This window comes from Streptomyces sp. NPDC001634, from assembly GCF_040298185.1.
Lineage (GTDB): Bacteria > Actinomycetota > Actinomycetes > Streptomycetales > Streptomycetaceae > Streptomyces.
In genome coordinates this window covers 21,758-29,124 of sequence record NZ_JBEOZU010000104.1, presented here as the reverse complement: position 1 = coordinate 29,124, position 7,367 = coordinate 21,758, and the positions used below count along the sequence as shown (strand labels likewise).

Here is a 7,367-nt window from a genome sequence, read left to right as displayed (position 1 = left end):
CCCCGCCGAGGTTCGCGCCCGGGGCGGCCGGGCCGGGGCCGCCTGCCGTCGGGGCCGCGGGGGGGATGACCGGTCCGTCGCCCGTGACCGGGCCGCCGGTGGGGCCCGAGGGGCCGGACGGGCCGGGGAGGCCCGGCTCGGAGAAGTACGGCAGGTCGTCGCGGCGGGGCTCGCCGGCGCCGTCGGTTCCGATGACCGGGAACTGGGCGGTGGTGGCGGCCACCGCGTCGGACACGTCGAAGGAGCCGGTGCCCCCGCCGTGCCCCGGCGCGACGGGGCCCGCGCCGGTGGCACCCGGGAGCCCCTTGCCGTTGCTGCCGCCGGGACGTGCGCCCAGCGGGCCTGCGCCGCCCACGCCCCCTCCGGGCCGTGCGCCGGGGGCGCCCGGCGCACCGGAAGCGCCGGGGCGTGTACCACCCGTGACGTTCGCACCGGGACCAGCGGGGCGCGCACCGCCCACGCCGGAGCCGCCCGGCGCACCTGAGACGCCGTTCGCTCCCTGTATGCCCGAAGCGCCGGGCATACCGGCGCCGTTGGTGGACCCGCCGCCCTGCTGGCCCTTGGCAGGACCGGGCTTGCGGGGCGCGAACCAGTCGCTCGCCTTCTCCTCGGCCGGCGCCGCGGAGGGCTCCGCGGCGGTGTCGAGGACACTGAGCGCGCTCACGGGCGTCGTCGTTGTCGTCTGGGCGTCGTCGCCCGCTTCGTCCGCGGTGCCTGCGTCCGCGACGGGCTTGCGCACGACGACCGGCGGAATGGGCCTGGACCCGGGGATGTTGATACGGATCCGGGTCGTCAGCGTGGTCTCGGTCTTGCGTTCCTCCGGCTGCGTGGCCGAACGGCTCGCGTCGACGCCGTCCGCGGAAGCCATGGGGGTCCCGTACGGCGGCGTCCCCGACGGGTACGCGGCTCCGCCGCGCCCGTTGGGTCCGGCGGACGAACTGTCATTTTCACGACTCAAGGCAGGTTCTCCCGGTTGGCTCCACCGCCCGTGTCGACCTCAATGCGGGCGGCTCGGCGGCGCGCACCACCATACTGGCCGCTCGCGGCCCGTAGACCGCGGCCGCCGGGGAAACCCGCACGGGACCCCCACGTGCGCACCGCCTTTTTCCGGGGGACATCCCATGCCCCCGGAGGAGAAGTGGTACTTCACTTGCCAAGTCGGGCGCCGGGGCCGCCAGGTTGCCGTCCGGGCGCAAGGGTGGCGCAGATCACAGCGAGGGCCATACCACCGAGCAGGAAGAGATACGAGCCGACGCCCGCGCCGAACAGGAAGTCCCCTTCCGGGCGGCTGGCGGTGAGGAGGAGGACGGCGAGCATCCACCCGGCGGCGGGCGCGAGGGCTCCCGCGCGGGCGCCCGTGGCCCGGGCTCCGCCGACGAAGAGGCCGCCCGCGCCCGCGAGCGCGAGCAGCAATCCACCGGGGAACCAGCCGGATTGCACCAGCCCGCCCGCCGCGCCGACCACCGCGCCGAGCACGAAGAGTCCGAGATAGGCGGCGATCCGTCCGGGCGAGGGCGCACCGACCGGCTGTGCAAGCGCACTTGGCCGCTTGTCCGTCGACATCATGGGGTCACTCCCTCGAACAGATCCCTCTCGCGTACCGCGGGGCGCTCGCCGCTCACCAACTCGTAGTACTCGGTGGTGAACAGCGGCTGTGCCAGCGCGTTGGACAGCGCGAACCACGGCTCGGCGACCTCGATCTGCGTGGCGTGGGCCCGCATCGCCGCGGCCTTCGCGGCGGCGAACGCGGTGCCGTCGATCTCCGTGGTGATCACCTGGTCGTCGACCACCCCGGGGACGTCGTCGACGGCCGCGGCCTTGGCGAAGGGCGTCTTGTCGAGAGCCTCGCCGAGCCGCGCGAAGGCGGCTTCCGCGACCGGGCGCGGCATCCGGTTCCAGTAGATCTTGGAGATCTCCCAGGGCGCGCCGAGGTCCGGGCGGAAGCCGGGGTCGGCGGCCGACCCGGCGGCGCGCATGGCGACGCGGTGGGCCTGGATGTGGTCCGGGTGGCCGTAGCCGCCGTTCGGGTCGTAGGTGACGAGGACCTGGGGGCGCACCTCCCGGACGACCGCCACCAGATGGCCGGCCGCCTCGTCGAGGTCGGCGGACCAGAAGGCGCCCGGCCTGTGGTTCTGCTCGACGCCCATCATCCCGGAGTCCCGGTAGCGGCCGGGGCCACCGAGGAAACGGTGGTCGGAGACGCCGAGCTCTTTCATCGCGGCGGCCAGTTCGGCGACGCGGTGCGGGCCCAGCGCGTCGTCGCGGTCGGGCGTGAGATGGGCGAGCGCGGGCGGGATGACCTCGCCCTCCTCGCCGAGGGTGCAGGTCACCAGCGTCACACGGGCGCCCTCGGCCACGTACTTGGCCATGGTCGCGCCGTTGTTGATCGACTCGTCGTCGGGGTGCGCGTGCACCAGGAGCAGACGCCGGTCGGGCAGATCCGTCATGGGACCCACCCTACGAGGCGGCCGGCGCCCTACGCCCTACCCGGCGCCGGTCAGAACTTGAGGCTCCCGATCATCCCCGCGATGTTCGTCGTCAGCTCGCTGATCGTCGGGGCGACGGTCGAGGAGGCGAGGTAGAAACCGAGCAGCATGCACACGACCGCATGCCCTGCCTTCAGCCCTGACTTCCTGATCAGAAGGAAGACGACGATCGCCAGCAGCACCACCGCCGAAATCGAGAGTGCCACGGCGGCTCACCTCCAAAGATCCACAGGGGCGCGGGGGTCGGACTATGGGGGCAACGGATCCGTGCGGACATATCCCCGTGAAATATCCACACAGATAAATCCACACAGACGCCAGCGGGTTCATACCCACTATGCGCTAGTGATCATAACTATCCGTACGTGCGCATCGGTCGGCGCACGGCCGCACAAGGGGGCGCATGGCCAATATGGTCGGGGCATGACGACCGAGCCTGCTTCCTTCCCCCGACGGCACGCGCGGACCCAGCGGTTCACGCTCGGCGCGCCACGGGCGTTCACCGTCGCGCCCGATGGTTCCCGTGTCGCGTTCCTGCGGTCCGCGTCCGGGACGGACCGTGCGCACAAGCTGTGGGTCCTCGATGTGGCAGAGGGCGTGGAGCGCCCCGCGGCCGATCCGGACGCGCTGCTCGGGGGCGCCGCCGAGGAGTTGCCGCCCGAGGAGCGCGCCCGCCGGGAGCGGAGCCGCGAAGGCGGCGCCGGCATCGTGGGCTACGCCACGGACACGGCCGTGGAGTTGGCGTCTTTCGCCTTGTCGGGGCGGCTTTTCACGGCGGAGCTGCGCGCCGGCACGGCACGCGAACTGCCCGTACGGGGACCGGTGATCGACCCCCGCCCGGCCCCCGACGGACGGCACATCGCCTACGTCGCCGGGGGCGCCCTGCGGGTGATCGGCGCCGAGGGCGAGGGCGACCGGGTGCTCGCCGATCCCGAGTCGCCGTCGGTTTCCTATGGATTGGCCGAGTTCATCGCGGCCGAGGAGATGGGGCGTTCTCGGGGCTTCTGGTGGTCGCCGGACTCGGACCGGCTGCTCGTGGCGCGTGTGGACGACACGCCGGTGCGCCGGTGGTGGATCTCCGATCCGGCGCATCCGCAGCGGGAGCCGCAGCAGGTCGCGTACCCGGCGGCGGGCACCGACAACGCGGAGGTGCGCCTGTTCGTCCTGGGCCTCGACGGGGTGCGCACGGAGGTCGTCTGGGACCGGGCGGTCTACCCGTATCTGGCGCGTGTGCACTGGTCAGGGGCGGGTGCGCCGCTGATTCTGGTTCAGGCGCGCGACCAGCGCAGCCAGCTGTTCCTGGCCGTGGACCCGGACACCGGGGCGACCCGGATGGTGCATGCGGATGAAGATCCACATTGGCTTGAACTTTTCGCCGGCGTGCCGTGCTGGAGTCCCTCCGGACAGCTGGTGCGGATCGCCGACGAGGGCGGCGCGCGGGTGCTCGCGGTGGGCGAACGTCCACTGACTGGCCGGCAGTTGCACGTACGGGCGGTGCTCGACGTGTCGGAGGACGACGTGCTGGTCGCGGCGTCGGCAGGCGAGGCGGCCGCCGATCCCGAGATCGGCGAGGTGCATGTGTACCGGGTGAACGAGCTCGGTGTGGAGCGCGTGTCCCAGGAGCCCGGCGTGCACTCGGCGGTGCGCGCGGGAGGCGTGACCGTGCTCGTGTCCTCGGTGCCCGACCGCGCGGGCACCCAGGTGCAGGTGCTGCATGAGGGGAAGCGGGTAGCAGCCGTGACGTCGTATGCGGAACATCCCGGTTTGTCCCCGCGCGTGACGCTCAGGCAGGGGGGCGCACGACGAATCCCATGCGCCGTACTTATGCCTACGGACTACTCCGGTGACACCTCGCTCCCCGTCCTCATGGACCCCTACGGCGGCCCGCACGGGCAGCGCGTGGTGGCCGCGCACAACCCGCACCTGACCTCGCAGTGGTTCGCCGACCAGGGCTTCGCGGTGATCGTCGCGGACGGGCGGGGGACCCCGGGCCGCTCCCCTGCCTGGGAGAAGGCGGTCAAGGACGACCTCGCGGCGGTCGTGCTCCAGGACCAGGTGGACGCGCTGCAGGCTCTGGCCGGTGACTTCCCGCTCGATCTGAGCCGGGTCGCCGTCCGCGGCTGGTCCTTCGGCGGCTATCTGGCGGCACTCGGGGTACTGCGCCGCCCCGATGTGTTCCACGCGGCTGTCGTCGGCGCCCCGGTGACCGATCTGCGGCTGTACGACACCCACTACCAGGAGCGCTATCTGGGACATCCGGGCAAGCAGCCGGAGGTCTACCGCCGCAACTCCCTGATCGACGACGCGGGCCTGGTGGACGCGGCCGACCCCGCCAGGCCGATGATGATCATCCACGGCCTGGCGGACGACAACGTGGTGGTGGCCCACTCCCTGCGCCTGTCCTCCGCCCTGCTGGCCGCGGGCCGCCCCCACGAGGTGCTGCCACTGTCCGGGGTGACCCACATGACCCCGCAGGAAACGGTCGCCGAGAACCTGCTGCTGCTCCAGCTGGACTTCCTGCGCCGGGCCCTGAAAATCGAGACGCCCTGAGAATCGGCACACCCTGAAGCGGGGCTGAGGCCCCGGGCAACGGGCCGGAGTGACATGGCGCACTCCGGCCCGTTTACGGCACCCGCACGGCCGTACGCTGTTCACTCTGCTGCGTCCGTATATCGGAACCGCGTCGGCCAAGTTGCCTGCGTGTTAACGCACTTGGTGCGCATTTGTGTGCTTATGCGTTCTCCTCCGCCGGCTGATCCCTCGCTATCGGCGGCTCCTCGGTCGGCTCGTCCCCGGCCACCGGCGGCTCCTCGGTCGGCTCGTCCCCGGCCACCGGCGGCTCCTCGGTCGGCACCGCGCCGCCCGGCGCGGAGGGCTTCAGCACCAGCGTCTCCGCGAAGTGGCACGCCGAGTCGTGCGCGGCCGGTCCGGTCGTGCCGCGGAACTCGTCGGGGACCGCGAGCGGAGGCACCTCCACGGCGCACCGCTCCCGGGCCTTCCAGCAGCGGGTGCGGAAGCGGCAGCCGGAGGGAATGTCCGTCGGGGACGGTACGTCACCGCTCAGGATGATCCGCTTCCGGCGCTCCCGTGCCCCCGGGTCGGGCACGGGCACGGCGGACAGCAGGGCCTGGGTGTAAGGGTGCGTCGGGTGCTCGTAGATCTCCTCGTCGCTGCCGATCTCCACGATCCGCCCGAGGTACATCACCCCGACCCGGTCGGAGATGTGCCGCACGATCGAGAGGTCGTGCGCGATGAAGACGTACGACAGGCCGAACTCGTCCTGGAGCCCGGCCATCAGGTTGATCACCTGGGCCTGCACGGACACGTCCAGCGCCGAGACCGGCTCGTCGGCGACGATGATCTCCGGGCGCAGGGCCAACCCCCGTGCGATACCGATGCGTTGGCGCTGACCACCGGAGAACTGGTGCGGATAGCGGTTGATGTACTCGGGGTTGAGCCCCACCACGTCGAGCAGTTCCCGCACCCGCCTGCGCCGGTCGCCCTTGGGCGCGACCTCGGGGTGGATCTCGTAGGGCTCCCCGATGATGTCGCCCACGGTCATACGGGGGTTGAGGGAGGTGTACGGATCCTGGAACACCATCTGGATGTTGCGCCGTACGGCCTTCAGGGCGCGCCCGGACAGCCTGGTGATGTCCTCGCCCCGGTATCTGATCGAACCGGCCGTCGGCTTCTCCAGGTTGACCAGCAGCCGGGCGAGCGTCGACTTGCCGCAGCCCGACTCGCCGACGATGCCGAGGGTCTCGCCCCGGCCGAGTGTGAAATCGACCCCGTCGACCGCCTTCACGGCGCCGATCTGCTTCTTGAAGAGGATCCCCCGGGTGAGCGGGTAGTACTTGACCAGCCCGCTGACCTCCAGGATCGGTTCAGGACCGGCCATGCAGGCACTCCCTCCAGAAGTGGCACGCGCTGACCCGCTCGCCCTCGTGGCCGTCCTCGACGACCTCGTAGAGCGGCGGCACATCGGTCCGGCACACGTCCCGGGCCAGGGGGCAGCGCGGGTTGAAGGCACAGCCGGGCGGGATGTTCATGAGATTCGGTGGCAGGCCCTTGATGGCGTAGAGCTCCCGGCCCTTGCGGTCGAGCCGCGGGATGGAGTCGAGCAGGCCCCTGGTGTAGGGGTGGGCGGGTGCCTTGTAGATGTCGTGGACGGGTGCGGACTCGACGATCCGGCCCGCGTACATGACGGCGATGCGGTCGGCGACGTCCGCGACGACGCCGAGGTCGTGGGTGATGAGGATGAGGCCCATGTGGTACTCGGTCTGCAGTTCGGCGAGCAGATCCATGACCTGGGCCTGGACGGTGACGTCGAGGGCGGTGGTGGGCTCGTCGGCGATGATCAGGGCGGGCTCAAGCGCCAGTGCCATCGCGATCATGATGCGCTGCCGCATACCGCCGGAGAACTGGTGGGGGTAGTCGCGCACGCGCTGCGCGGCGGCCGGGATGCGCACCCGGTCCATGAGCTCGACGGCCCTGGCGCGCGCGTCCTTTCTCGACATGCCGCGGTGCACGACGAACATCTCGCCGAGCTGGTCGCCGACCGAGAGCACGGGGTTCAGCGAGGACAGCGCGTCCTGGAAGATCATCGCCATCTCGGCGCCGCGGATCCGGCGCCGCTCCTCCTCCTTCAGCCGCAGCAGGTCCTTCCCCCGGAAGAGGATTTCGCCGCCGGTGATCCTGCCGGGCGGCATGTCGAGGATCCCCGTGACGGCCTGCGCGGTGACGGACTTGCCGGAGCCGGACTCGCCGAGCACGGCGAGCGTCTCGCCCGCGTCCACGCCGTAGCTGACGCCGTTGACGGCCTTGGCGATCCCGTCCCGGGTCCGGAACTCCACGTGCAGGTCGCGCACTTCGAGCAGCATG

6 protein-coding genes and 1 pseudogene are annotated in these 7,367 nt (G+C 71.6%); 1 reads left to right on the top strand and 6 read right to left on the bottom strand.

Annotated features, from left to right (window positions below; all coding sequences use genetic code 11):
• The 4 genes and pseudogenes from ABT186_RS41140 to ABT186_RS41125 all read right to left on the bottom strand — a co-directional run.
• Positions 1 to 958, bottom strand: a pseudogene (locus ABT186_RS41140) (hypothetical protein); the annotation flags it as partial.
• Between the two features lie 188 nt (positions 959 to 1,146).
• Positions 1,147 to 1,566, bottom strand: coding sequence for a DUF6113 family protein (locus ABT186_RS41135; RefSeq protein ID WP_351929469.1), 420 nt, complete (start codon positions 1,564 to 1,566; stop codon positions 1,147 to 1,149).
• Entirely contained in the window at positions 1,563 to 2,447 is an 885-nt protein-coding gene (gene mshB / locus ABT186_RS41130) for an N-acetyl-1-D-myo-inositol-2-amino-2-deoxy-alpha-D-glucopyranoside deacetylase (RefSeq protein WP_351232580.1), read from the bottom strand. The genes ABT186_RS41135 and mshB overlap by 4 nt, the downstream gene beginning before the upstream one ends.
• Before the next feature lie 50 nt (positions 2,448 to 2,497).
• Positions 2,498 to 2,692, bottom strand: coding sequence for a hypothetical protein (locus ABT186_RS41125; protein WP_351232579.1), 195 nt, complete (start codon positions 2,690 to 2,692; stop codon positions 2,498 to 2,500).
• A gap of 217 nt (positions 2,693 to 2,909) precedes the next feature.
• Here ABT186_RS41125 and ABT186_RS41120 point away from each other — a divergent pair, with 217 nt between their 5' ends.
• Entirely contained in the window at positions 2,910 to 5,036 is a 2,127-nt protein-coding gene (locus ABT186_RS41120; protein ID WP_351929467.1) for a prolyl oligopeptidase family serine peptidase, read from the top strand.
• A 181-nt stretch (positions 5,037 to 5,217) separates the two neighbouring features.
• On the opposite strand, the gene ABT186_RS41115 is transcribed toward ABT186_RS41120, so the two are convergent.
• Positions 5,218 to 6,384, bottom strand: a complete 1,167-nt coding sequence (locus ABT186_RS41115) for an ABC transporter ATP-binding protein (RefSeq protein WP_351929465.1) — start codon at positions 6,382 to 6,384, stop codon at positions 5,218 to 5,220.
• Complete coding sequence (locus tag ABT186_RS41110) at positions 6,371 to 7,366, bottom strand: ABC transporter ATP-binding protein (RefSeq protein WP_351929463.1); 996 nt, start codon at positions 7,364 to 7,366, stop codon at positions 6,371 to 6,373. The genes ABT186_RS41115 and ABT186_RS41110 overlap by 14 nt, the downstream gene beginning before the upstream one ends.
• Position 7,367 lies beyond the last annotated feature (1 nt).

Coding starts and splice junctions, on each gene's coding strand:
- ABT186_RS41135 (WP_351929469.1), bottom strand. CDS start 1,566: ATGATGTCGACGGACAAGCGGCCAAGTGCGCTTGCACAGCCGGTCGGT.
- mshB (WP_351232580.1), bottom strand. CDS start 2,447: ATGACGGATCTGCCCGACCGGCGTCTGCTCCTGGTGCACGCGCACCCC.
- ABT186_RS41120 (WP_351929467.1), top strand. CDS start 2,910: ATGACGACCGAGCCTGCTTCCTTCCCCCGACGGCACGCGCGGACCCAG.
- ABT186_RS41115 (WP_351929465.1), bottom strand. CDS start 6,384: ATGGCCGGTCCTGAACCGATCCTGGAGGTCAGCGGGCTGGTCAAGTAC.
- ABT186_RS41110 (WP_351929463.1), bottom strand. CDS start 7,366: ATGCTGCTCGAAGTGCGCGACCTGCACGTGGAGTTCCGGACCCGGGAC.